The organism is Actinoplanes oblitus (assembly GCF_030252345.1).
In the GTDB taxonomy this organism is placed as follows: Bacteria; Actinomycetota; Actinomycetes; order Mycobacteriales; family Micromonosporaceae; genus Actinoplanes; species Actinoplanes oblitus.
In genome coordinates this window covers 9492551-9515182 of the sequence record NZ_CP126980.1, presented here as the reverse complement: position 1 = coordinate 9515182, position 22632 = coordinate 9492551, and the positions used below count along the sequence as shown (strand labels likewise).

Annotated in this window: 21 protein-coding genes, 2 tRNA genes and 1 other RNA gene; 18 read left to right on the top strand and 6 right to left on the bottom strand. The window is 70.3% G+C overall.

The annotated features are described in order from the left end of the window. Positions 1 to 33: 33 nt before the first annotated feature. Positions 34 to 1092 (bottom strand): PHP domain-containing protein, encoded by a 1059-nt coding sequence (locus Actob_RS42465; protein WP_284917590.1) that lies wholly within the window; start codon positions 1090 to 1092, stop codon positions 34 to 36. 172 nt (positions 1093 to 1264) lie between these two features. Between Actob_RS42465 and Actob_RS42460 the strand changes: the two genes are divergently transcribed. The 3 genes from Actob_RS42460 to mtnA are packed head-to-tail and all read left to right on the top strand — an operon-like array spanning position 1265 to position 4097. Continuing rightward, complete coding sequence (locus Actob_RS42460) at positions 1265 to 1780, top strand: M48 family metallopeptidase (protein WP_284917589.1); 516 nt, start codon at positions 1265 to 1267, stop codon at positions 1778 to 1780. Next, complete coding sequence (locus Actob_RS42455; RefSeq protein ID WP_284917588.1) at positions 1777 to 3111, top strand: HtpX-like protease; 1335 nt, start codon at positions 1777 to 1779, stop codon at positions 3109 to 3111. The genes Actob_RS42460 and Actob_RS42455 overlap by 4 nt, the downstream gene beginning before the upstream one ends. Positions 3112 to 3128: 17 nt before the next feature. Then, a complete protein-coding gene (gene mtnA, locus Actob_RS42450; protein ID WP_284917587.1) occupies positions 3129 to 4097 on the top strand; it encodes an S-methyl-5-thioribose-1-phosphate isomerase in 969 nt (322 codons plus the stop codon). Here the strand turns inward: mtnA and Actob_RS42445 are convergent. The 3 genes from Actob_RS42445 to Actob_RS42435 all read right to left on the bottom strand — a co-directional run bounded on the left by Actob_RS42445 (position 4063) and on the right by Actob_RS42435 (position 6370). After that, a complete protein-coding gene (locus Actob_RS42445) occupies positions 4063 to 4644 on the bottom strand; it encodes a DinB family protein (protein WP_284917586.1) in 582 nt (193 codons plus the stop codon). The two genes, mtnA and Actob_RS42445, sit on opposite strands and share 35 nt — an antisense overlap. 38 nt (positions 4645 to 4682) lie before the next feature. Continuing rightward, the gene (locus Actob_RS42440) at positions 4683 to 5624 is read right to left on the bottom strand and encodes a prephenate dehydrogenase (RefSeq protein WP_284917585.1); all 942 of its coding nucleotides are present in this window, start codon (positions 5622 to 5624) and stop codon (positions 4683 to 4685) included. A 65-nt stretch (positions 5625 to 5689) separates the two neighbouring features. Then, the gene (locus Actob_RS42435; protein ID WP_284917584.1) at positions 5690 to 6370 is read right to left on the bottom strand and encodes a M23 family metallopeptidase; all 681 of its coding nucleotides are present in this window, start codon (positions 6368 to 6370) and stop codon (positions 5690 to 5692) included. A gap of 71 nt (positions 6371 to 6441) precedes the next feature. On the opposite strand from Actob_RS42435, the gene Actob_RS42430 reads away from it, so the two are divergent. The 4 genes from Actob_RS42430 (at position 6442) to Actob_RS42415 (ending at position 8317) form a co-directional block, all read left to right on the top strand. After that, the gene (locus tag Actob_RS42430; protein WP_284917583.1) at positions 6442 to 6789 is read left to right on the top strand and encodes a hypothetical protein; all 348 of its coding nucleotides are present in this window, start codon (positions 6442 to 6444) and stop codon (positions 6787 to 6789) included. A 124-nt stretch (positions 6790 to 6913) separates the two neighbouring features. Beyond that, positions 6914 to 7081 (top strand): hypothetical protein, encoded by a 168-nt coding sequence (locus tag Actob_RS42425; protein WP_284917582.1) that lies wholly within the window; start codon positions 6914 to 6916, stop codon positions 7079 to 7081. 90 nt (positions 7082 to 7171) lie between these two features. After that, positions 7172 to 7687 (top strand): tRNA adenosine deaminase-associated protein, encoded by a 516-nt coding sequence (locus Actob_RS42420; protein ID WP_284917581.1) that lies wholly within the window; start codon positions 7172 to 7174, stop codon positions 7685 to 7687. Positions 7688 to 7900: 213 nt separating this feature from the next. Further along, positions 7901 to 8317 (top strand): nucleoside deaminase, encoded by a 417-nt coding sequence (locus Actob_RS42415; protein WP_284922523.1) that lies wholly within the window; start codon positions 7901 to 7903, stop codon positions 8315 to 8317. 830 nt (positions 8318 to 9147) lie between these two features. On the opposite strand, the gene deoD is transcribed toward Actob_RS42415, so the two are convergent. Next, positions 9148 to 9855, bottom strand: a complete 708-nt coding sequence (gene deoD / locus Actob_RS42410; protein WP_284917580.1) for a purine-nucleoside phosphorylase — start codon at positions 9853 to 9855, stop codon at positions 9148 to 9150. Positions 9856 to 9971: 116 nt separating this feature from the next. Here deoD and Actob_RS42405 point away from each other — a divergent pair. The 3 genes from Actob_RS42405 (at position 9972) to Actob_RS42395 (ending at position 11268) form a co-directional block, all read left to right on the top strand. Next, positions 9972 to 10061: transfer RNA gene (locus tag Actob_RS42405), tRNA-Ser, on the top strand. A gap of 468 nt (positions 10062 to 10529) precedes the next feature. Next, complete coding sequence (locus Actob_RS42400) at positions 10530 to 10739, top strand: hypothetical protein (RefSeq protein ID WP_284917579.1); 210 nt, start codon at positions 10530 to 10532, stop codon at positions 10737 to 10739. Between the two features lie 187 nt (positions 10740 to 10926). Beyond that, on the top strand, positions 10927 to 11268 hold the full coding sequence (locus Actob_RS42395) for an STAS domain-containing protein (RefSeq protein WP_284917578.1): 342 nt from the start codon (positions 10927 to 10929) through the stop codon (positions 11266 to 11268). 271 nt (positions 11269 to 11539) lie between these two features. On the opposite strand, the gene Actob_RS42390 is transcribed toward Actob_RS42395, so the two are convergent. Next, positions 11540 to 11624 (bottom strand) — tRNA-Ser (locus tag Actob_RS42390). 84 nt (positions 11625 to 11708) lie between these two features. Here Actob_RS42390 and ffs point away from each other — a divergent pair. The 8 genes from ffs to Actob_RS42350 all read left to right on the top strand — a co-directional run bounded on the left by ffs (position 11709) and on the right by Actob_RS42350 (position 22614). Continuing rightward, an RNA gene (gene ffs / locus Actob_RS42385) (signal recognition particle sRNA small type) lies at positions 11709 to 11804 on the top strand. Between the two features lie 91 nt (positions 11805 to 11895). After that, positions 11896 to 15357: a DNA polymerase III subunit gamma and tau gene (locus Actob_RS42380; protein WP_284917577.1), complete on the top strand. Its 3462-nt coding sequence runs from the start codon at positions 11896 to 11898 to the stop codon at positions 15355 to 15357. Between the two features lie 913 nt (positions 15358 to 16270). Beyond that, positions 16271 to 16594 (top strand): YbaB/EbfC family nucleoid-associated protein, encoded by a 324-nt coding sequence (locus Actob_RS42375; protein WP_189332240.1) that lies wholly within the window; start codon positions 16271 to 16273, stop codon positions 16592 to 16594. Positions 16595 to 16597: 3 nt separating this feature from the next. After that, a complete protein-coding gene (gene recR, locus Actob_RS42370; protein WP_284917576.1) occupies positions 16598 to 17191 on the top strand; it encodes a recombination mediator RecR in 594 nt (197 codons plus the stop codon). 409 nt (positions 17192 to 17600) lie between these two features. Then, entirely contained in the window at positions 17601 to 18608 is a 1008-nt protein-coding gene (locus Actob_RS42365; protein ID WP_284917575.1) for an ABC transporter permease, read from the top strand. Between the two features lie 72 nt (positions 18609 to 18680). Continuing rightward, positions 18681 to 20465: an ABC transporter substrate-binding protein gene (locus Actob_RS42360; RefSeq protein ID WP_284917574.1), complete on the top strand. Its 1785-nt coding sequence runs from the start codon at positions 18681 to 18683 to the stop codon at positions 20463 to 20465. Positions 20466 to 20579: 114 nt separating this feature from the next. Next, positions 20580 to 21581 (top strand): ABC transporter permease, encoded by a 1002-nt coding sequence (locus tag Actob_RS42355; RefSeq protein ID WP_284917573.1) that lies wholly within the window; start codon positions 20580 to 20582, stop codon positions 21579 to 21581. A 10-nt stretch (positions 21582 to 21591) separates the two neighbouring features. Next, complete coding sequence (locus Actob_RS42350) at positions 21592 to 22614, top strand: ABC transporter ATP-binding protein (protein WP_284917572.1); 1023 nt, start codon at positions 21592 to 21594, stop codon at positions 22612 to 22614. The last annotated feature ends 18 nt before the right edge of the window (positions 22615 to 22632 follow it).

Below are 22632 nucleotides of genomic sequence, written 5' to 3'. Positions count from 1 at the left end.
TATGGGATGTCCGGCCGGCTGAGTCGTCCCATTTCAGCGGTGCGACGCCGTCCACTCCAGCAGGCGATCGGCGGTCCAGGTGTTGACCACCCGATCGGCCGGCACCCCGCACAGCGCCGCCCGCTCGCAGCCGAAGCCCTGCCAGTCCAGCTGGCCCGGGGCGTGCGCGTCGGTGTCGATGCTGAACCGGCAGCCCGCCTCGACCGCCACGGTCAGCATCCGTTTCGGCGGGTCGAGCCGGTCCGGCCGGCAATTGATCTCCACGGCCTTGTCGTGCTCGACGCACGCGGCCAGCACCTTCTCCAGGTCGAACGTGCTCGGCGGGCGGGTCCGGACGGTCCGGTGCGCGGCGTCGCCCGCGCCTGTCGCGGCGACCTTGCGCCCGGTCATGTGCCCGAGGATGTCCAGGTGCGGGTTGGCGATGGCGGCCAGCATCCGCCGGGTCATCCGCGCCGAGTCGTCGCGCAGCTTGCTGTGCACCGAGCCGACCACCACGTCCAGCCGGGCGAGCAGCTCGTCCTCCTGGTCCAGCGAACCGTCCTCCAGGATGTCCACCTCGATGCCGGTGAGGATCCGGAAGCCGTCCGGCAGCTGCGCGTTCAGTTTCGCCACGTGGTCGAGCTGGCGGCGCAGCCGGTCGGCGGTCAGCCCGTGGGCCACGGTGAGCCGCGGCGAATGGTCGGTGAGCACGAAGTACTCGTGCCCGATCTCGGCCGCGGCCAGGGCCATCTCCTCGATCGGCGAGCCGCCGTCGGACCAGTCCGAGTGCACGTGGCAGTCGCCGCGCAGCGCCGCCCGCAGCGCGGCCGCCGCGGCCGGCAGGTCGGTGCCCTCGGTGCCGAGCAGCCGCCGCAGGTAGACCGGTTCCTCCCCGGCCAGCGACTCGGTCACGCAGCGGGCGGTCACCTCACCCACCCCGGACAGTTTGGCCAGGGTGCCGGCCGCGGCCCGCTCGGCCAGCTCGTCGGCGGGCGTGCCGGCCACCGTCGCGGCCGCCGACCGGAACGCCTTCACCCGGTAGGTCGCCTCGTTCGCCCGCTCCAGCAGAAACGCGATGCGCCGCAGGTCGGCCACCGGATCACGCGATGCCATGTGACCCACCCTAGGCGGAACCAGCCGCCGTCGCGGCCCGCCGCACGACCGGCGGAGCCGGCGTACCCAGGTCAGGCCGGCGGCCCAACGGGGTTGCCGGTACAGATTCATGTCGGTATGTTCCCTGCGCCGTCCGGTCGGGCCGGCGGCGTGAACGGGGGAGAACACCGCGATGCCCACTGCGCTGCGTGCCGCGATCTCGGTCGTCATGCTGGCCGGTTTCTATCTGCTCGGACTGATCCAGCTGGCACTCGTCGGCTGGCTGCTGTTCGAGATCTGGACGCACCTGCACGGGGTGGGCGCGGCGAAGCTCAGCTGGCTGCTGATCGCCGCGGTCGGCGCGGTGGTGGCCGGCCTGTGGCGCGCGGTCCGGGCCAAGCCCGGCGACCCGCACGGCCTGGTCGTCACCCCGGAACAGGCGCCCGAGCTGTGGCAGCAGGTCCGGGCGCTGGCCGCCGAGGTGGGCACCCGGGCGCCGGACGAGATCCGGCTGGTGCCCGAGGTGAACGCGGCGGTCGACGAGGACACCAAGCTGCTCGGCCTGCTCGGCGGGACGCGGCGGCTGTTCATCGGCATGCCGCTGCTGCAGACGTTCAGCGTGGACCAGATGCGCTCGGTGCTCGCCCACGAGCTGGGGCACTACTCCGGCTCGCACACCCGGCTGTCGCGTACCGGGGCCGGCTGGTGATGCACGAGACCCTCGGCCGGGTCGGCAGGTGGAACGTGTTCGGCTGGGTCTTCAAGGCGTACGGCTGGCTCTACCAGCTGGTCAGCAGCGCCGTCGCGCGCCGGCAGGAGCTGGAGGCCGACCTCGCCTCGGTACGGGTGGCCGGGGTCGACGCCGCCGTCTCGTCGATGCGGGAGCTGCCGGTCGTCGACGCCGCCTGGAACTTCTACATGGGCCGCTACATCGGCTACGGCTGGGAGCTCGGCTACGCGCCCGACGACGTGTTCGGCGGGTTCGGCAAGCTCTACCAGGCGCGCGCCGAGGAGCTTGCCGAGCTGCGCGAGCAGGAGCCGGACGACGAGACGTCGCGCTGGGACAGCCACCCGGCGATCGGCGAGCGGATCGCCGCGATGCGGGCCGCGCCGCGCACCCCGCACGCGGTGGACGGGCGGCCGGCCACCGTGCTGCTGCCCGCCGTCGAGGCGGCCGGGCTGGCGTTGCAGCGGGAGGTGGTGGACTTCGGTACGCGTACCGTCCTGCCCTGGGCCGACTTCACCGCCGCGTCGATGACCCTGGTGCAGCAGAACCGTGCCGACCGGGTGTTCCGCAGCGCGGCCCGGCACACCGGCGTCCCGGCGGCCGGCCTCGCCGAGGTCTTCGCCCTGGTCGAGGCGGGCCGGCTGGGTGAGCTGGCGGCCGAGTTCTTCCCGCGGTCCACCGACCGGGAGGCGGCCGTCGAGTTCGCCGCCATCATGGACGGTCTGATCGAACTGGCCGCGGTGCGCTCCGGGCTGGCCCGCTGGCAGCACTCCTGGGCGGAGCCGGCCAAGCTGGTCGACGGCGACGGGCAGCCGGTCGACTACTCGGAGATCGCCAAGCTGGCCGTCTCCCCGGAGACCCTCCCGGAGGCCCGCAGCCGGCTGGCCGAGCGGGGCGTGCGGGTGGAACACGCGACGGTGGTGCAGGCCCGGGCCACCGGGCAGGGCGCCGAGGTGCTCGGCGCGATGCCCAACGTCAAGGTGGACGGGACCGAGCACGCCGACCTGATCCTGCTCAGCAAGGGCTTCGTCATCACCCCGGCGCCGAAGTCGACCGACGACGGCGACAAGCGGGTGGCGGCGCTGCTCGGCGGCGTCTCGGCGGCCGAGCTGGCGGCGCGGTACCGCTACCTGCCGTTCGAGGAGATCGCCACCGTGCGGATCGACCGGGAGGTGCCGGTCAACGCCACGCTGCTGCTGCACGACGGGCGTACGGTCGGCATCCAGGAGCGCTGGACCGCCGACAAGATCGGCAAGAGTGACGACCTGTTCCGCGAGATGCTCACCGCACTGCGGGACAAGGCCGCGAGTTAGCTGGATAGTCTGCGTCGATGCGGACTATCGACTGGGTGGACGGCGCCGTCGAGATCATCGATCAGACGGCGCTCCCTGGCGACCTGCGGGTGCTCCGGCTGCACACGGTCGGCGAGCTGATCGCCGCGATCCAGTCGCTGGCGGTGCGGGGTGCCCCGGCGCTGGGAGTGGCCGGGGCGTTCGGCGTCGCGCTGGCGGCACGGGTGCACGCCGACGACCCGGGGGCGCTGCGCCAGGCCGTACAGCGAATCGAAACCGCTCGTCCCACGGCCGTGAACCTGGCCCGCGGCGCGCAACGCGCGGCGAACCTGCTGCCCTGGGGTCCGGACGCGGTGCTGGCGGAGGCCTGCGCGATCCGGGACGAGGAGATCGCCGCCTCCCAGTCGATGGCGTTCCGCGGCGCCGACCTGGTCACCGAGCTGTGCGGGCCGCACGCCCGGCTGCTCACCCACTGCAACACCGGCGGGCTGTGCGCGGTGACCATCGGCACCGCGCTGGGCGTGGTCGGCGAGCTGCACCGGCGCGGCCGGCTGACCGGTGTGATCGCCAGCGAGACCCGGCCGCTGCTGCAGGGCGCCCGGCTGACCTCCTGGGAGCTGACCCAGTGGGGTGTCCCGCACCGGGTCGCTGTCGACTCGGCCGGGCCGTTCCTGATGGCCCGCGGCGAGGTGGACGCGGTGATCCTGGGCGCCGACCGGATCTGCGCGAACGGCGACGTGATCAACAAGATCGGCAGTTACGCGCACGCCCTCGGCGCCCGCCGGGCCGGAATCCCGTTCCTGGTGGTGGCCCCGGAGTCGACGGTCGACGAGGCGACGCCGACCGGCGCTCACGTGGAGATCGAGGATCGCGGGGCGGCCGAGGTGACCGCGTGGAGCGACGCGGTCAACCCGGCCTTCGACGTTACCCCGGCCGACCTGGTGACGGCGATCGTCACCGACCGCCGGGTGATCAGGCTCGATCGTGCGGAGCGACCCAGGCCTTGAGCCAGGGGGTGTCCGGCCAGCCCTCGGCGGCCGCCATCAGCGGGAACGCGGTGGCGCCGTCGATGCTCTCCCGGACGATGTCGGCGTGCCCGGTGTGCCGGGCGGTCTCCTGGATCAGGTGCAGCAGGATCCAGCGCAGGGTGAAGTGGTCGAGGTCGGGCCGGTTCCACGGCACCGACTTGTCGACCGGGATGCGGTGACCCAGGTCGTCGAGCTCGGTGACGGTCTTCTCGGTCTCCTCGGCGATCCGGTCGTAGCGGGCGAACAGCTCGTCGATCGTCTCGCCCTCGGCCAGCGCGAAGTTCTCCTGGTACTTGGCGAAGTCCGGTTTCTGATCGCTGCCCCGGACGGTGGCGATCCAGCCCTCCTCGGTGGCGGCGCAGTGCTTGATCAGGCCACCGACGCTCAGGGTGCTGGCGCTCGGCGTGGCCCGGAGCTGCTCCGGGGTGAGGCCGTAAGCGGTCAGCCGGAGCTGGTAACGCATCTGGGCGAGGTAGGCGAGCAGGCCCTCCTGCTCGTTGCTGATGGGTCCGACCTGACCGGGCATGCCGACTCCTTCACGAGTTCTCGTCGTCGGCGACAACGCTAGGCCCGATAGAGGTCAGTTCCCGGCCGCATTGTCGTGAGTCCGTCATCGTGAACCTCGGTGACCCAGCCGCCGGCCCGGCCCAGCCCCAGTAGCGCCCCGGCGTCCGCGGTGATCCGGTCCGCGACGCCGGCCGCCGGCGGCCAGGTCCGGCGCAGCTGAGCGGGGCGGCGCAGATGGGGGACCAGCGCCCGCACCGGGTCGCCGGACTCCAGCGCGTCGCGCATCCGCTCGAGGCTGTCGATCACCCGGCGCAGCTCGCCGAGCACCTCGCCGGCGTTGCCCCCGCACATCGCCGCGGTCAGCTCCGGACGGGTGGCCGCGACCCGGGTGCCGTCCCGGAACGAGCCGGCCGCCAGCGCCGCGTTCAGCGGGCTCTCCAGAGTGCCGGCCAGCGCGGCGGCCAGCAGATGCGGCACGTGGCTGATCGAGGCGACCGCGTTGTCGTGCTCGGCGGCGGTGATCGGCAGCACCCGGGCGCCCAGCGCGGTGTAGAGCCGGGCCAGGGTGAGCCAGTCGTCGAGGCCGGTGTCGTGCGGCTCCAGGCAGAGCACCCAGACGCAGCCGGCGAAGAGTCCCGGATCCGCCGCCGCGAAGCCGGACGCCTCGGTGCCGGCCATCGGGTGCCCACCGACGAAGCGGCGCCCCGCGGCGAGCTCCCGCACCGGGCCCTTCACCGAGGTCACGTCGGTCAGCAGGCCGGGATAACCGGCCAGGTCGGCGAGAACCCGCGGCATCGCCGGCAGCGGCACCGCCAGCACCGCGACCTCGGTCCCGGCCGTCGCCTCGGGGGCGCTCTCCCGGATGTCATGGCCGGCCGCCCGGGCCAGCTCGCGCGTCGCCGGGTCGGCGTCGTAGCCGGTCACCTCGTGGCCGGCGGCCACGAGCGCCCGCAGCAGCGAGCCGCCGATGAGTCCCAGACCGATGACCGCGATGTGCACGTCTTGTTTATAGACGCCGGGGCCCGCGCGGTCGCGCGAGCCCCGGAGCCATGCTCAGAACGAGGTCAGGCCTTGCAGCCGTGCGCCTTGTTCCACTTCCGCACGGCCGCCACCGGGCTCTTCTGCCCGCCCTTGCGCCACGACTTCAGGTACGAGTACGGCCACACCACGCCGCGCCGCACCTTCCAGTCGCCGACCTTCTTGCAGGCCGGGGAGATGCCGTAGTGCAGGTGGCAGACACCGCTGGAGTTGCCGGTCTTGCCCACCTTGCCGACCAGCTGGCCGACCTTGACCCGGACGCCCTTGTTGATGCCCTTGGTCACCGACTGCAGGTGGGAGCCGTAGTACCGGACACCGTCGTCACCGAGGATGGAGACGAACTTGCCGCCGTTGTACGGCCCGTCCTTCACCACCCCCTTCTTGTACTTGTCCACCCGGCTGACCTCGAGGACCACGCCGTTGGTGGTGGCCACCACCTTCGAGCCGCAGTTGGCGAAGATGTCGGTGGCCCGGTAACCGGCGTGGGTGTCGTGCCAGGACACGTTCTTGGCGGCGACCGGGAAGGCGTACTTCTTGGTCGCCACGGCCGCGGCGAGCCGCACGTCGGCGGGGGCCGCGGCGGGCGCGGCAGCGACACGCGCCGGGGCGGCATCGGCGGCGGCGGCGGAGCCGGAACCGCCGACCGCGCAGCCGGCCAGACCCACGGCCGCGATCGTCAGAGCTGAGAGGGTACGGATAAGACGCACCGCGCCATCCTGGCAGACGCCTCGATTCCGCGTGGACCCCCACCGATCCCGGGCCCGGATAGGCTGCAGGCATGTACCCCGCGCCACCTCAGCCGCCGCCGGGCTACCTCGCCGGGCTGCCCCCGCGGCCGGTCTACCGCGAGCCGCACCCGATCGGGGTCCGCCCGGTGCTCAGCGGCCTCGCCGCGGGCACCGTCTGGCTGACCCTGTTCGGCAGCCTCGGCCGCGACCTCGCCTCCTACGCCTGGTGGACGATCCTCGCCGCGGTCACCGCCTGGGCGGTGGCCCTGGTGCTCACCCTGGTCGGCGACCGCGGCGTGGCGCTCGGGGTGGCCGTGGTGAGTGGACTCGGGCTCTCCATCGCGCTGGGTTTCGTCGGCGCCCGGTGGGTCGACACGCTGAACTTCCCGCTGTGGTGATTGTCCGCTTTTGAACTGTGGTTCCGGCCACTCTCCGAAGGCTGTTGATCGCCGTGCGCACCGGGTCTGCCGAACTGCGGATCGACCCTTGACGAACGCCTGACGGCTGGGCACTCTCGGCTTCATGGCCCCCTCACCGCAGCGGCTCGACGCGGATCGCTGCCGTCGCCGTTTGGAACTTCTGGCGGCTCTCGCCCATGCGAAATCGATGCGTGGGTCGGCGCCGCCGCAACGGGCGCGCGGCATGCGGCTGCGTGAGCTGATCGCCACGCGCCGCCGCACCGCCAACTGATCTCATTGCGACAAAGGGCGTGGCGCGTCACGCCCGCCACCGCACCAGCTACCGTCAGGCGCTGAGGATAAGAACCGCGTTGGGGGAATCGTGTCGATTTTCGCTGCCGCTGTCGCCCGGGGTAAGAACGGGTGGACCGCGTCGGAGCTGGACCTTTCGGGCCTGGCCGACATCGATGAGGTGGTGGATGCGCTCCGGGATGCCGAACCGGACGCCGGGCTGGCGCTGCTGTTCGTCGAGAGCGACGACGAGTACCTGGCCATCCTGCGCCTGGACGAGGGCGAGGACCTGCGGGTGTTCGGGTCCGACTCGGCGTTCGCCGAGGAGTCCCGGATCGGATCGGTGCTGCTCGGCGAGGTGGAGACCCCGGCGCTCGGTGTCGACGACCTGGCCGCCGCCCCCGACGACGAGGAGGACGACCGGCCGGCCGCGGACCCGGACGCCGACCCGATCGGCGACGCCGAACTGCTGAACGATCTGGGGATCACCGCGCAGCGGCTGCTGGCCCTGTGCGGCATGGAGGGCATGCTGCCGTCCGACATCACCGCGGAGATCTGCCAGCGGATCGGCTGCGGCGACGAGATGGAGGAGCTGCGCGAGGCGTGATCCGTCCCGACCGGCGTGATCCGTCCCGACCGGCTGGATCCCGCGGGCTGCGGTGGCGTGATCCGTTGTGAGCGGTGTTCCGGCGGGCTGTGGTGGCTGGATTTCTTGTGAGCGGCGTGATCCGGGGGGCTGCGGTCGTGTGATTCATCGTGAGCGGCATGAGCCGAAAGGTTGCGCGGGGACGTGATCCGTCGTGAGCGGCATGAGCTGTGGATGCGGCGGGCCCTGTCCGCCGCGTCCGCCTCACCGGAAGACGTACCTGTCGGCGCGATCATTCTCGGACCGGACGGGACGGAGCTGGCCGTCGCCGGCAACGAGCGGGAACTCACCGGCGACCCGACCGCGCACGCCGAGGTGCTGGCGCTGCGCCGGGCCGCCGCGGCCCGCGGGGAGTGGCGTCTGGACGGCTGCACCCTGGTGGTCACGCTGGAACCCTGCACGATGTGCGCCGGCGCGCTGGTGCTGGCCAGAATCGCGACGGTCGTCTTCGGCGCCTGGGAACCGAAGACCGGCGCGGTCGGTTCCCTCTGGGACGTCGTCCGCGATCCCCGTCTCAACCACCGCCCCGAGGTCTATGGCGGCGTCCTGGAAACCGAATGCGCCCAGTTGATGCGTAATTTCTTCCGATAAACCCTTTTCCGGTACGCCCTCCCCGTCCCCACTCACACAGCCCCGTCCCGTGCCTCGACGCCAGGCGGCCTTTACCTCACGGCCGCGAGGCCGCATCCGGGCCGAACTGCCCCCTTCCGGTGGTCCGCCCAAACCCCAACCCGGTCAGCTGGCGCTCAGGGTGGTGTCCGCCTCCGCGATACCACCCTGAGCACCAGCCGCGATCGGTCGCCCCGGTCGCGGCTGGTCGTGACGGTGGTGTCCAGCCCCGCGACACCACCCTGAGCACCAGCCCGGTTGGTCTCGCCGGTGGTGGCTGGTCGTGGTGGTGGTGTCCGGGCCGGGGATACCACCGTGAGTGCCAGCCGGGTTGGTCGTGCCGGTGGTGGCTGGTTGTGGTGGTGTGTCTGGGCCGGGGATACCACCGTGAGTGCCAGCCGGGTTGGTCGTGCCGGTGGTGGCTGGTTGTGGTGGTGGTGTCCAGGCCCGCGATACCACCGTGGGTGCCAGCCCGTCGGACTTGGCTGGTCGTGAGGGTGGTGTCCGGGCTTGGGAGGCCACCGTGGGTGCCAGCCCGTCGGACTTGGCTGGTCGTGAGGGTGGTGTCCGGGCTTGGGAGGCCACCGTGAGTGCCAGTCGAGGTGGTGCCGGAATGGGGTTGGGGTTGGCGGTCGTGGCCAGCCGCGGGCGTCGCCCTGGAGGGTCGGGCGTTTTGGACGCGCCAGCGTCCTGCCCGGCCCGGAAGGGTCCCTGGCGGGAGCGACGATCAGTGATCAGCGCGGATCCGAGTCAGCAATCCCTTGATCTTGATTGTGAGCTCGGGCCAGCGGGGTGGCCGCTCCCGGCGGGAACTACGCGATGATCGTGTCGAGGCCGATCCGGACCATGTTGCTGAAGCCCTGCTCGCGCTGCGCGGAGTCCATCGCCTCGCCGCGCTTGATGTGATCGCTGACGGTCAGGATGGTGAGGGCCTTGGCGCCATACCGGGCCGCGATGGTGTAGATCGCGGCGGACTCCATCTCGACCGCCAGGACGCCGTACTGGGCCAGCGAGTCGTACAGGTCGGGCCGGTCGGTGTAGAACGCGTCGGCGGCCAGGATCGGGCCGACCCGGATCGGGACGCCCTGCGCCGCAGCCGTGTCGACGGCGGTGCGCAGCAGACCGAAGTCGGCCACCGGCGCGTAGTCGATCAGGCCGTCGAAGCGGGTCCGGTTCATGTTCGAATCGGTCGCCGAGCCGATCGCCGCGATCACGTCACCGAGGTTCAGGTCCATCGCCAGGGCGCCGCACGAGCCGATGCGGATGACCGATTTCACCCCGTACTCGTTGACCAGCTCGTGGGTGTAGATGGAGGCCGACGGCATGCCCATGCCGGAGCCCTGCACCGAGACCCGCTCCCCCTGCCAGGTGCCGGTGAAGCCGAGCATCCCGCGGACCTGGGTGTAGCAGACCGCGTCCTCCAGGAAGGTCTCGGCAATCCACTTCGCCCGCATCGGGTCACCCGGCAGTAGCACCCGCTCGGCGATCTCGCCCGGCTTCGCGCCGATGTGCACGCTCATGCTGTGTCTCCGTCTCGTCAGATCTTCTTCGCCGATCTTGCCAGGTCAGCGTGGTCGGGGGCGGTTATGGGGCACCCGGCGGCAGGCGGCTCGGAGCGTCCGGTAACGTACTTCCCGGTGGTGTGTCCGAGTGGCCTAAGGAGCACGCCTCGAAAGCGTGTGAGGGTTTACGCCCTCCGCGGGTTCAAATCCCGCCGCCACCGCCATCAGTACGGCACGCCCGGCATCTCGAACCGAGAGGCCGGGCGTTTCGTTTGCCCGGCCGGCTCCGCTGCTCTTGATCGTCGCCGGGTGACCTGACCGGTGCGCCGGCGCGGCGGTCGGCCGAGTCCGGTGAGCGGCGCGAACGGCTACTTTCACGCTTGTTTCCAGTCGTCTCTTCCGTCACTCTGTGTGCCTCGTGAGCGGGTCGCCCGCGAGTACCGTCCCGGCCTAGTCCGTTCGGGCGTTCACCATGATCAGCGCTGGTTTTGTAACGACGAGATGTCGTCGCACGTCAAAGCCTTGAATCACGCTACGTAGTGAATCATGGACAGCCCAGCGACATGGGGTGTAGCGCAAGTCACGCAGCCCAAATACACCGGATCAGACAATGTGGTTCCGACCGGGCGGCGAGAAACTTTCACAGATTCGCCCCACGGCAGGTTTGTCGATGGGTGTCTTAAATTTGACACGTGAGAGTTGAGCATCACTGGTGGAATGGCGACATCCGGCTCCAGCGCCGGGATGTCTACGTCCGCACCGACGGCAACCTGTGGGAGGTCGAGGCCCAGCTGGGCGGACCCGAGGGGAAATCGAAGGTGCAGCAGTGTCCAGGCCGGGCGTCAGCGATGATCCTGGCCGACGCGTGGCGCGGTCCACGCTGGCAGTGGCGCGAGCTGTAAGGCGCGCCAGGAGCCCGGGCTGCGCCGTCGGTGCTTGACTGTCTCGGCCCAGCCTCGACAACGGCCGGATCCTTCGGGGTCCGGCCGTTTCGCATGTCAAGCCGGTCTGCGACGCACGTTCAGTCCGATGTGCGCGATTCTGCGCAATCTACCCTGAAATCTCATCCACGGGTAGAAAGCGATCGCCATGCGGGCCACCATTTCCGAGCACCGGCCTGACGTAGCCGTGCTGCATCTCAAGGGCGAGCTCGACGCGGACACCGCCGAGCAGCTGCGTACCGTCCTCACCGGCCTTCTGGAACGTCCGGTGCCCCGGATTGTGGTGGATCTGACCGACCTGAAGTTCTGCGACTCGGTCGGCCTGAGCACCTTCGTGATCAGCAAAGAGGTGATCGTGGCCCGCGGCGGCTGGCTCAGTTTCGCCGCGGCGAACCCGTTCCTCACCTCGCTGTTGGAGACGGTCGGCCTGAGCCGGTACTTCGCCATCTTCCCCGAGGTGGACGACGCGATAGCGGCCGGCCAGCTGTAACCGGCGTCCGGTGAGTGGCTCGCCGGCGTATCTAGCGCTGGAAAACGGCGAGGGCCGGCCCGATCGGGGCCGGCCCTCGCCTGCACTGTTTTCGTGCGGGAGCATACGAGACGCGATGATCGCCTCACGCAGCGGTGTCCCGGATCGCTTTCCGGGCCCCGGTCCGGCTGCCGGGCCGCCCCCGGCGTCGCCGCCGGGCTGCCGCAGTCTCGCCGCCGACGGGCTGCCGGGCATGCAAAAAGGCCGGACCCAGTGGGTCCGGCCTCAGCGGCGGAGGATACGAGATTCGAACTCGTGAGGGTGTTAACCCAACACGCTTTCCAAGCGTGCGCCCTAGGCCTCTAGGCGAATCCTCCGTGCGCCAGGATACATAGGGCTCGCCGGGGGCCCGCACGGGAGGGGTGGGCGGGCGATCCGGGCACCAGCCGGGTACGCTGTCGATCAGCCCCTCGTGCGGCGTCATCCTGTGAACCTCCCCAGGGCCGGAAGGCAGCAAGGATAAGCGGGCTCTGGCGGGTGCACGGGGGGTCCTTTCGTTTCTCCCTTCGCTCGCCCGCCCGGGGCATGTCGTTTGTTCTTGTCACACCCTCGACGGAGAATGACGCGGTCGTTCAGGAGGTGGCAGGAGTGGCTCTCGCCCTCTACCGGAAATATCGTCCTCGCACGTTCGCCGAGGTCATCGGTCAGGAGCACGTGACCGAGCCGCTGTCGCAGGCGCTGCGCAGTGGCCGGCTCAACCACGCCTATCTCTTCTCCGGGCCACGCGGCTGCGGCAAGACGTCCAGCGCCCGCATCCTGGCCCGCTCGCTCAACTGTGAGCAGGGCCCCACCCCGGACCCGTGCGGCGTGTGCGCCTCCTGCAAGTCGCTGGCCAACGACGGCGCCGGCTCGATCGACGTGATCGAGATCGACGCGGCCAGCCACGGTGGCGTCGACGATGCCCGTGAGCTGCGGGAGAAAGCGTTCTTCGCCCCGGCCAGCAGCCGCTACAAGATCTACGTGATCGACGAGGCGCACATGGTCTCGTCGGCCGGGTTCAACGCGCTGCTCAAGCTCGTCGAGGAGCCGCCGGACTATGTGAAGTTCATCTTCGCCACCACCGAGCCGGACAAGGTGCTCGGCACCATCCGCTCCCGCACCCACCACTACCCGTTCCGGCTGATCCCGCCCGCGACGCTCCGGCCATACCTCCAGCAGCTCACCGAGGCCGAGGGGATCCACGTCGAGCCGGCCGTGTTCCCGCTGGTGGTGCGCGCCGGCGGCGGCAGCGCCCGGGACACCCTCTCGGTGCTCGACCAGCTGATCGCCGGTGCCGGTCCGGACGGGGTGAGCTACGCGCGGGCCGTCGCCCTGCTCGGCGTCACCGACGCCGCCCTGCTCGACGAGATGTGCGATGCCCTGGCCGCCGGTGACGGCGCCGCCGCCTACTCGACCATCGACCGGGTCGCCGAGGCCGGGCACGACCCCCGCCGCTTCGCCTCCGACCTGCTGGAGCGCCTGCGCGACCTGATCGTCCTGCAGCAGGTGCCGGACGCGGTCGCCAAGGGCCTGATCGACGGCCCGGCCGACCAGCTCGAGGCCATGCACGCCCAGGCCGGCCGGCTGGGCGCGGCCACCCTCTCCCGCTGCGCCGACATCGTGCACAACGGCCTGGTCGAGATGCGCGGCACCACCGCGCCGCGGCTGCTCCTGGAGCTGGTCACCGCCCGCATGCTGCTGCCCGGCGCCGACGATTCCACCGGCGCGCTGCTGCAGCGCCTGGAGCGCCTGGAGCGAAACGGCCCACCGACTCCGGCCCACGCCGCCGGACCCGCTGTGGCCCCGGTCGCTGATGCTGACGTACGCGAGGAGTCCGCTCCCCAAGCAGCCGCCGGTCTGGACTCCCCGGGCGGTGCGAAGGCCGCTGCCTTGGCGGTCGCCAGGGGCGCCAACCGTCGCAACGCCGCCGGCCCGGCGCGGCCCGTGTCGCCGGCTGCCGCCGCCCCGGCTCCGGCCGCCGTTGTTCCTTCGGTGGCGCCCGTCTCCGCGGCCCCGGTCGCCGAGCCGGTTTCCGCTCCGCCTGCGGCGGCGCCGGTTTCCGCATCTCCCGTCGCTGTGCCGGATTCCGCGCCTCTCGCTGCCGTGCCGGTTTCCGAGCCTTCCTCGGCCGCCTCGGATCTCGCGTCGCTCCCGGCTGCCGTGGCTGCGGCCGCGGCCGTTCCGGGTGCGGCTGTTCCGGGTTCGCCGACGGCCGGTTCGGCTTCGGCAGGGCCGGGTTCGGCTTCGGCCGGTTCGGGTTCGGATGCCGCCGCGCCCGAGGAGGATTGGAACCAGATCGCCGACGGTGGCTACGACGACGCGCCGCCGTGGGACGAGGAGCCGCCCGCCGATCCGGAGCCGGTCGCCCCGCCGATCGCGTTTCCCCAGGTTCTGACCGTGTGGCAGGCCTTCGGCCCGAAGAACTCCACGATCCAGCGGATGCAGGACAGCGGCATCGGGCTCCGCGACGTTGAGGGCGACACCGTCTTCTTCGTCGCGCCGAACGCGCGATATGCCGACCGTTTCCTCGAGTTCACCGACCTCATCGCCACCGAGTTCGCCGACGCGCTCGGCGGCCGGTGGCAGATCCGCTGCGACGTCGGCGACGCGAGCGCGGCCTCCTCCCGCAATGCCGCTCCCCGCGGTCCCGCTCAAGCCCCCGACCGCGATCAGTCCGCCGCTCGCCGCATGCCCGCCGGTCGACCGGCCGCTTCCACCACCGCCCCCGAACGCAACACCGGCCGCACCGAGTCCCGCCCCTCACGTCCGCAGCGGGCGCCCGCCGCGGACGCTGAGGACGACGGCCCGGCGGCAGCCGCGCCGCCGGCCGCCGAGCAGCCTGCCGGGTTCGGCCCGCAGGCCGTTTCTGGCTCGCAGGTCGCCGGGCAGGCTGGCCGGTCTATGCCTTCGATTGCCGAGCAGGCCGTTCGGTCTGCGCCGTCAGCTGGTGGGCAGGCCGTTGTGTCTGGTCCATCGGTCGACGGGGAAACCGCTCGGCCAGGTCCGTCGATGGCCGGTGAGCACGCTGGGCCCGTGCCATCCGTGGGCCATGGGAGCGGGCACGCCGGTGCGCCGATGAGCAGTGGTGGCGACACCGACTGGCCGGAGCCGGTTCGCCCGGGTACCGCCGCGCGTCGGCCGGCCCCGCCTGCCGACGACGACTGGCCCGAGCCGGCCAAGCCGGGTTCCCGGGCGGTCCCCGCCAAGAAGCCTGTGGCGCCCAGCGTGGCAGCCGTGGACCCGGCGACAGGTCGCCCTCCCGCCGGAGGATCAGAAGCGGTCACGACCGTGTCCGGAGATGCCTCGGGGCACCTGCCTTCCGCGCACACGGAGTATCGGACGGCCCCGGATTCCACGACGGCACCGGCTCCGACGGCATCGGCTGGCTCTCCGGTTGGCGCGGATCGCTCGACGGACTCTGCTGCGGCCGACGCGAACCATGCGGCCGTTTCCGCTGCCAGTGCGGATCGCTCGGCTCGCTTCGCTGAGGCGGTTGCGGATCGTTCGGTGGCCTCCGCTCCAGCAGACGCGGATCGTTCGGTGGTCCCTGCCGCATCAGGTGTGGATCGTTCGTCAGTCTCTGCCGCGACGGGCGCGGATCGCTCGGTAGCCCCTACTGCTCCGGCGGCGTTCCCCGCCGCAGCCGCTGGGGCTGCAGCGGCGTCCGCGCAGGCTGCCTCGCCGCCCGTGCGAGCAGAACCCGCTCGCTCGAACGTCCCCGCCCGCTCGGCAGCCATGGAACTGGCCCGGGCGGCGGCGGCACGTGGCGGCAAGGCCGGTGCCGGGCTCAACGCCCGTGCCGCGGCGCCCCACCGGCCCGCCGGTTCGCCGGATCAGGGCTCCTCGGGCGGGGTCTTCTCCGACGGCACGCCGATCGGCGAGGCGCCCTACGACCCGGAGTACGACGGTCCGCCGCCCTCGGGCGGGAACCCGGGCTATGAGGGTTTCGACCCGGGCGACGAGCCGCTGGACGAAGTGATCGACGAGAAGACGGCCCGGCAGAGCAGCGAGGAGCAGGCCTTCCAACTTCTCCGGGACGCCTTCGGCGCCGAGAAGATCGGCGAGATGTAGCCCGGACGCGACGATCGCGGTGCGGGTGGCGGTCAGCTGGACGTCGGGCCGGATGCGGAGCTCCGGCCCAGTCCAGTTCCGCACTTCAGAGCCGCGTCCGAGAGTTGCGCGTCAGAGCGGGCTTCGGAGCCGCGTCCGAGAGTTGCGCGTCAGAGCGGGCTTCAGAGCCGCACTCGAGAGCTGCGCGTCAGAGCGGGCTTCGGAGCCGCACCCGAGAGCTGCGTCAGAGCGGACTTGAGAACCGCACCCGAGAGCTGCACTTCAGAGCCGCACCCCAGAGCCCGCCCTCCCTGGGGGTAGCCCCCGCAAGACAGTGTGGCGGAGACCGAGACTGGCCGCTGCGGCCCTGTGGACAATCTCCAACTGTGGATAACGCACGCGGTCGGCTGCGCGTGGCCGCGGGGTGGGATGTGGGGACGCTTGTAGCTGGCAGGCCACGGGTGCTCAATGCTTCCCGTGCGGGCGGCGCCGTGGGCGTACCGAAATCGGAAGTTGGTGTGGCGACGGACCGGGCGGTGCGGCAGTCGCCTCGGGTGGGGATGGTTGGCGGCCGGGCGGCGCCGTGGGCGTACCGAAATCGGAAGTTGGTGTGGCGACGGACCGGGCGGTGCGGCAGTCGCCTCGGGTGGGGATGGTTGGCGGCCGGGCGGCGCCGTGGGCGTACCGAAATCGGAAGTTGGTGTGGCGACGGACCGGGCGGCGTGGCAGTCGCCTCGGGTGGGGATGGTTGGCGGCCGGGCGGTGTGGCAGTCGCCTCGGGTGGGGGTGGTTGGCGGCCGGGCGGCGTGGCTGGGTGTGGTGGTTGCCCGGGGACGGGGACGGTGGCGGCTACGCTGGCGGCGGTTGATTCGGAGGCCGCCGGGTTATTGATGGTGGTTTCCGTGGGAGAGATGACTAGTTGAGGAGCGGTGCCATGCGCCCCGGTGCACAGCCGAACATGCAGCAACTCATGAAGCAGGCGCAGAAGATGCAGCAGCAGGTCGCTCAGGCGCAGGCCGAGCTGGCCGAGGCTGAGCTGACCGGTACGGCCGGCGGCGGGCTGGTGACCGTGACGGTGACCGGGCTGGGTGAGTTCAAGGCGGTGAAGATCGACCCGAAGGCGGTGGACGCCGACGACGTCGAGACGCTCGAGGACCTGGTGCTCGCGGCTATTCACAACGCCGCCGAGGCGCAGCGTGAGCTGGCCGAGGAGAAGATGGGACCGGCCACCGGCGGCCTCTCCCTGCCGGGGTTCTGATCCGTGTACGAAGGTGCCATCCAGGACCTGATCGATGAGCTGGGCCGGCTGCCGGGCGTGGGCCCGAAGTCGGCTCAGCGCATCGCGTTCCACGTCCTGTCCGCCGATCCGGCCGACGTGAACCGGCTGGCCACGGCGCTGCGCAAGGTGAAGGAACTGGTCCGGTTCTGCACCACCTGCTTCAACGTGGCGGAGTCGGAGCAGTGCCGGGTCTGCCGCGACACGCGCCGCACCAACGAGGTGCTCTGCGTGGTCGAGGAGCCCAAGGACGTCGTCGCGATCGAGCGTACCGGCGAGTTCCGGGGCAGGTACCACGTTCTCGGCGGGGCGATCAATCCGCTGGAGGGCATCGGCCCGGACAACCTCAAGATCCGGGAGCTGCTGATGCGGCTGGGTACCGGCGAGGTCCGCGAGCTGATCCTGGCCACCGACCCGAACACCGAGGGCGAGGCCACCGCCACCTATCTGGCGCTGCTGGTGAAGCCGATGGGTATCGCGGTGACCCGGCTGGCGAGCGGCCTCCCGGTCGGCGGTGACTTGGAGTACGCGGACGAAATCACGCTGGGTAGGGCCTTCGAGGGCCGTCGGGCGATTTGACTTCACATGCAGTAACGCGAACGTAACGGGATGCCCGCTGTTTTGGTCCGGATTAGCTACTTGCGGGCCCCTTACGCGGTACCTTCCGTTTGTTCGGTGTCTAGGTCACGGTGACATCACGAGGGAGACACGGAAGTATCCGCGTGCGGTCCGTGAGCTTGACCGAGGCTCCGCATTAGGTGAATGTTCCTCTCGACGGCGGCCACAACCGCCGTCGGGCGCCTTCGTGGTCTCGGCCTGATCTCGGCCGGTGCGATGAGGGCCGGCACTCGAGGCATGCGATAACCGATCGGTTTACCGCGAGCAGCGTGGGCCATTGTCGCCGGGCCGTGGGAGCTTCCGTGTACCACGCGCTGGTGACCGTGGACTCCTCTGCCCCGTGGTGGCCGGGAGAGGACCGGCGAACAATATGTCGCTTGGCCCAGAAGCGCCCATCTCCGATGAGGTGACGGCGCCGACAGCCGACGCGGCTGAGGTGCGAGGCCCCGCCGAAAAGGCGATCGCGGGCCGGTCGCTGAAGCAGATCGCGTGGCGCCGCCTGAAAAAGGACAAGGTGGCGATGGGCGGCGGCTTCGTCGTCCTCTTCCTGATAGCCGTGGCGATTCTCGCGCCGGTGCTGACGAAACTTCTCGGGCATCCGATCGACGAGTTCCACAACGATCAGATCGATCCGACCTTCGGTACCCCGTTCAAGCCGTGGGGCGGCATCAGCTCCGACTTCATCTTCGGGGTCGAGCCGAGCAGCGGCCGGGACGTGTTCAGTCGCATCGTGTACGGCGCGCAGACCTCGTTGACTGTCGCCTTCCTCGCCGCCTTCGTGTCGACCTTCCTCGGCGTCCTCTTCGGCACCGCGGCCGGCTTCTTCGGCGGCTGGGTCGACGCGGCGATCAGCCGGGTGATGGACTTCCTGCTGGCCTTCCCCCAGCTGCTGTTCTCGATCGCGCTGGTCTCGGTGCTGCCGCAGAACATGTTCGGGCTCAACAGCCGCTGGTCGCGGATGCTGGTGCTGATCACCATCATCGGCTTCTTCGGCTGGCCGTACATCGGCCGGATCGTCCGCGGTCAGACCCTCTCGCTGCGCGAGCGGGAGTTCGTCGAGGCCGCGCAGAGCATCGGCGCCCGCTCACCGCGGATCCTGTTCCGCGAGATGCTGCCCAACCTGGCCGCGCCGATTCTGGTGTACGCCACTTTGATCATCCCGACGAACATCCTCACCGAGGCCGCGCTCAGCTTCCTCGGCGTCGGTATTCCACCACCCAACCCCTCCTGGGGCGGCATGTTGTCGGACGCCGTGGCGACCTACACCATCGACCCGATGTACATGATCATCCCGGGTGCCGCGATCTTCATCACGGTGCTGGCCTTCAACCTCTTCGGTGACGGCCTGCGCGACGCGCTCGATCCGAAGGCCCGCTGACACAGGGGCGACTGGAAATCGCAATTTCGGCGGATCCATTCGGCTCCGCTGTTCGAGGAGGTAGGAGTACAGGTGTCCAGGAAGACTAGGGCGATTGCGGCGACCGGCGTCGCGCTCGCGCTCGGCCTGACGACCGCCGCGTGCGGCGGTTCGAAGGATGACAACAAGAGCGGTGGCGGTTCCTCCGGCGGCAAGTCCGCCTACAACGCCGCCATCACCGACGTGGTGAACCCGTCCACCACCAAGGGCGGCACGCTGAACCTGTGGGGCGCGCAGGACGCCGACTCCTTCGACCCGGCCCGCGGCTACTACGCGTTCGTGTGGAACCTCAACCGGCTCTACACCCGCAAGCTGGTCGACTACGCGGCCGCGCCGGGCAAGGCCGGCCTCGAGCTGCAGCCCGACCTCGCGCAGGCGATGCCGGAGATCAGCGCCGACAAGCTGACCTACACCTTCAAGCTGCGCAGCGGCATCAAGTTCGACGACGGCACCCCGATCACGTCGAAGGACATCAAGTACGGCATCGAGCGGGTCTGGGCCACCGACGTCATCTCCGGCGGCCCGGTCTACCTGCCCGGCCTGCTCGACCAGGGCCAGAAGTACCCGGGTCCGTACAAGGACACCGACCCGAACAAGCTGGGCCTGAAGTCGGTCACCACGCCGGACGACTCGACGATCACCTTCAAGCTGAAGACCCCGTCGTCGGACTTCATCTACCTGCTGGCCATGCCGGGTTCCGGCCCGGTGCCGCAGAAGCGGGACAAGGGCGCGCAGTACGGCACGGCCCCGGCCGCGTCCGGCCCGTACATGTTCAAGGAAGGTGGCATCCAGCCCGGTAAGGGCGCCACCTGGGTTCGTAACCCGAACTGGGACCCGGCGACCGACCCGATCCGCAAGGCGCTGCCGGACCAGATCAACTTCACGGTCACCACGAACGCCGACGACATGGACGCCCGGCTGATCGCCGGTACCGCCGACATCGACGCCGGCCAGACCGGTGTGCAGGCCACCGCGCGTACCAAGATCCTCCAGGACCCGACCCTGAAGGCGAACGCGGACACCCCGACCACCGGCTTCCTCCGGTACGCGGGCCTGGCCACCTCGGTGGCCCCGCTGGACAACATCGAGTGCCGCAAGGCGATCATCTACGCCGCCGACCCGACCTCGCTGCAGACCGCGCGTGGCGGCCCGATCGCGGGTGGCGACATCGGCACCAGCATGCTGCCGCCGAACATCGCCGGCTCGGACACCAAGTACGACCCGTTCAACCGCCTCCAGGGCAAGCCGCAGGTCGACGAGGCCACCAAGGCTCTCGCCGCGTGTGGCAAGCCGAACGGCTTCGACGTGACCATCGCGGTGCGTAACAACAAGCCGGCCGAGGTCAAGTCCGCCGAGGCGCTGCAGGCCGCGCTCAAGGGCGCCAAGATCAACGCCAAGATCGAGCAGTACGACGGCTCGCAGCAGGCTTCCATCACCGGTGCGCCGGACAACGTGAAGTCCAAGGGCTACGGCATCATCATCGGCGGCTGGGGCGCTGACTACCCGACCGGCGCCGGCTACATGCAGCCGCTGGCGGACAGCCGCTTCATCCCGAAGAACGGCAACTACAACCTGCCCGAGATCAAGGACCCGGCGATCGACAAGCTGTTCGACCAGGCCCAGCTCGAGACCGACCCGGCCAAGGCCGCGGAGATCTACAGCCAGATCAACCACAAGATCATGGAGGGCGCGTACTACCTGCCGTTCGTGGTCGACAAGGCGCTCAACTACCGCAACCCGCGGCTCACGAACGCCTACGTGCACGAGGCCTTCGGCATGATCGACTTCCAGGCCCTCGGCGTCAGCGACGGCAAGTAACCGCGCCGTCCGCCCTAATAGCAACGGGTAATTCGAAGGGTTGGTGAAGGCCGCCCACGGCGGGCGGGCACCGGTTCTCGCGACCGGTGCCCGCCCGTTCCTCGGCCGAACGTCGTGCTGGCATACCTCATCCGGCGGCTGATCAACGCCGTCCTCACGCTGCTCGTGGTCACGCTCGTGACCTTCGGCGTCTTCTTCATGGTGCCGAAGCTCACCGGCAGCGACCCGGCGTTGCTCTACATCGGCAAGACCGCCGATGCCGCGTCGATCGAGGGCATCCGTACCAAGATGGGCCTCAACGACCCGATCCTGGTGCAGTACGGCAAGTTCCTCAAAGGCATGGTGGCCGGCCGGGACTACGTCACCGGCACCGAGGTCACGCACTGCCCGGCACCGTGCCTCGGTTACTCGTTCAAGACCGAGCAGGAGGTGACCCCGCTGCTGCTGAGCGACCTGCCGGTGACCATGTCACTGGCCCTCGGCGCCGCGATCCTCTGGCTCATCGGCGGCATCAGTACCGGCGTCATCTCGGCCCTGCGAAGAGGCAGCCTCCTCGACCGGGCCACGATGACGGTGGCCCTGGCCGGTGTCTCGCTGCCGGTCTACTTCACCGGCCTGCTAGCGACCAAGATCTTTGTGTACGACCTGGGCTGGCTCCCGCCGCCGCAGTACGTGCCCTTCACCGAGAGCCCCGGCGACTGGTTCATGCAGATGCTGCTGCCCTGGATCACGCTGGCGTTCCTCTTCGCCGCCACCTACGCCCGCCTCACCCGGGCGAACATGCTCGAGACGCTGGGCGAGGACTACATCCGTACCGGCCGGGCCAAGGGCCTGCCGGAACGCACCGTGATCGGCAAGCACGGGCTGCGGTCCGGCCTGACCCCGATCGTCACGATCTTCGGCCTGGACCTGGGCGCGCTGCTCGGCGGCGCGGTCCTCACCGAGGCCGTCTTCAACCTGCGTGGCCTCGGCTACCAGGCGCTCCAGGCGATCCGCGGCAACGACCTGCCGGTGATCCTGGGCGTCACGCTGATCGCCGCGTTCTTCATCGTCTTCGCCAACCTGATCGTGGACCTGGTCTACGGCATCATCGACCCGCGCGTGCGGCTGGGCTGAGGGAGAGCGCATGTCACGCCCATTCCTCGAGGTCAAAGACCTGACTGTCCGTTTCGAGACGGACGACGGCATCGTCCAGGCGGTCACCGAGTCGAACTTCACGCTGGAGGCCGGCAAGACGCTCGGCATCGTCGGCGAGTCCGGCTCCGGCAAGAGCGTCACCTCGCTGGCCCTGCTCGGCCTGCACCGCACCCGCAGCAACGCCAAGGTCAGCGGCCAGATCTGGCTCGACGACCAGGAGCTGGTCACCGCCACCAACGAGGACGTCCGCGCGCTGCGCGGCGGCAAGATGGCGATGATCTTCCAGGACCCGCTGAGCGCGATGCACCCGTTCTTCACTGTCGGATCGCAGATCGCCGAGGCGTACCGGGTGCACCACCCCGGGGTGAACAAGAAGGTGGCTCGCGAGCGGGCCATCGACATGCTCACCCGGGTCGGCATCCCGCAGCCGGCGCGCCGCTACAACGACTACGCGCACCAGTTCTCCGGCGGTATGCGGCAGCGCGCGATGATCGCGATGGCGCTGGTCAACGACCCGAAGCTGCTGATCGCGGACGAGCCGACCACCGCCCTGGACGTGACCGTCCAGGCGCAGATCCTGGACCTGATCCGGGATCTGCAGGAGGAGTTCGGCTCGGCGGTCATCATGATCACCCACGACCTGGGCGTGGTGGCCGAGCTCGCCGACGACGTCCTGGTGATGTACGGCGGAAAGATCATCGAGCGCGGCCCGACGATCGACCTGTTCCAGCGGCCGCAGCACCCGTACACCTGGGGTCTGCTCGGCTCGATGCCCCGCCTGGACCGCGACGTCCGGGAGCGGCTCATCCCGGTCAAGGGCTCGCCGCCCAGCCTGATCAACCTGCCCGAGGGGTGTGCCTTCCACCCGCGCTGCCCGTACGCGGGCCGCAACGGCAACCGGTCGTTCACCGAGATCCCGGTGCTGAGGGGCGGCGCGCACGCGGTCGCCTGTCACCTGCCGGCCGAAGAGCGCACACGGCTCTTCGAGGAAGAAATTGCACCGAACCTCTGAGCGGGGAAGTGAGAGAAC

Excerpts from the sequence above, each read along its gene's own strand:
- Actob_RS42465 (WP_284917590.1), bottom strand. The coding sequence starts at position 1,092 with ATGGCATCGCGTGATCCGGTGGCCGACCTGCGGCGCATCGCGTTTCTG.
- Actob_RS42460 (WP_284917589.1), top strand. The coding sequence starts at position 1,265 with ATGCCCACTGCGCTGCGTGCCGCGATCTCGGTCGTCATGCTGGCCGGT.
- mtnA (WP_284917587.1), top strand. The coding sequence starts at position 3,129 with ATGCGGACTATCGACTGGGTGGACGGCGCCGTCGAGATCATCGATCAG.
- Actob_RS42445 (WP_284917586.1), bottom strand. The coding sequence starts at position 4,644 with ATGCCCGGTCAGGTCGGACCCATCAGCAACGAGCAGGAGGGCCTGCTC.
- Actob_RS42430 (WP_284917583.1), top strand. The coding sequence starts at position 6,442 with ATGTACCCCGCGCCACCTCAGCCGCCGCCGGGCTACCTCGCCGGGCTG.
- Actob_RS42425 (WP_284917582.1), top strand. The coding sequence starts at position 6,914 with ATGGCCCCCTCACCGCAGCGGCTCGACGCGGATCGCTGCCGTCGCCGT.
- Actob_RS42415 (WP_284922523.1), top strand. The coding sequence starts at position 7,901 with ATGCGGCGGGCCCTGTCCGCCGCGTCCGCCTCACCGGAAGACGTACCT.
- deoD (WP_284917580.1), bottom strand. The coding sequence starts at position 9,855 with ATGAGCGTGCACATCGGCGCGAAGCCGGGCGAGATCGCCGAGCGGGTG.
- Actob_RS42395 (WP_284917578.1), top strand. The coding sequence starts at position 10,927 with ATGCGGGCCACCATTTCCGAGCACCGGCCTGACGTAGCCGTGCTGCAT.
- Actob_RS42375 (WP_189332240.1), top strand. The coding sequence starts at position 16,271 with ATGCGCCCCGGTGCACAGCCGAACATGCAGCAACTCATGAAGCAGGCG.
- Actob_RS42365 (WP_284917575.1), top strand. The coding sequence starts at position 17,601 with ATGTCGCTTGGCCCAGAAGCGCCCATCTCCGATGAGGTGACGGCGCCG.
- Actob_RS42350 (WP_284917572.1), top strand. The coding sequence starts at position 21,592 with ATGTCACGCCCATTCCTCGAGGTCAAAGACCTGACTGTCCGTTTCGAG.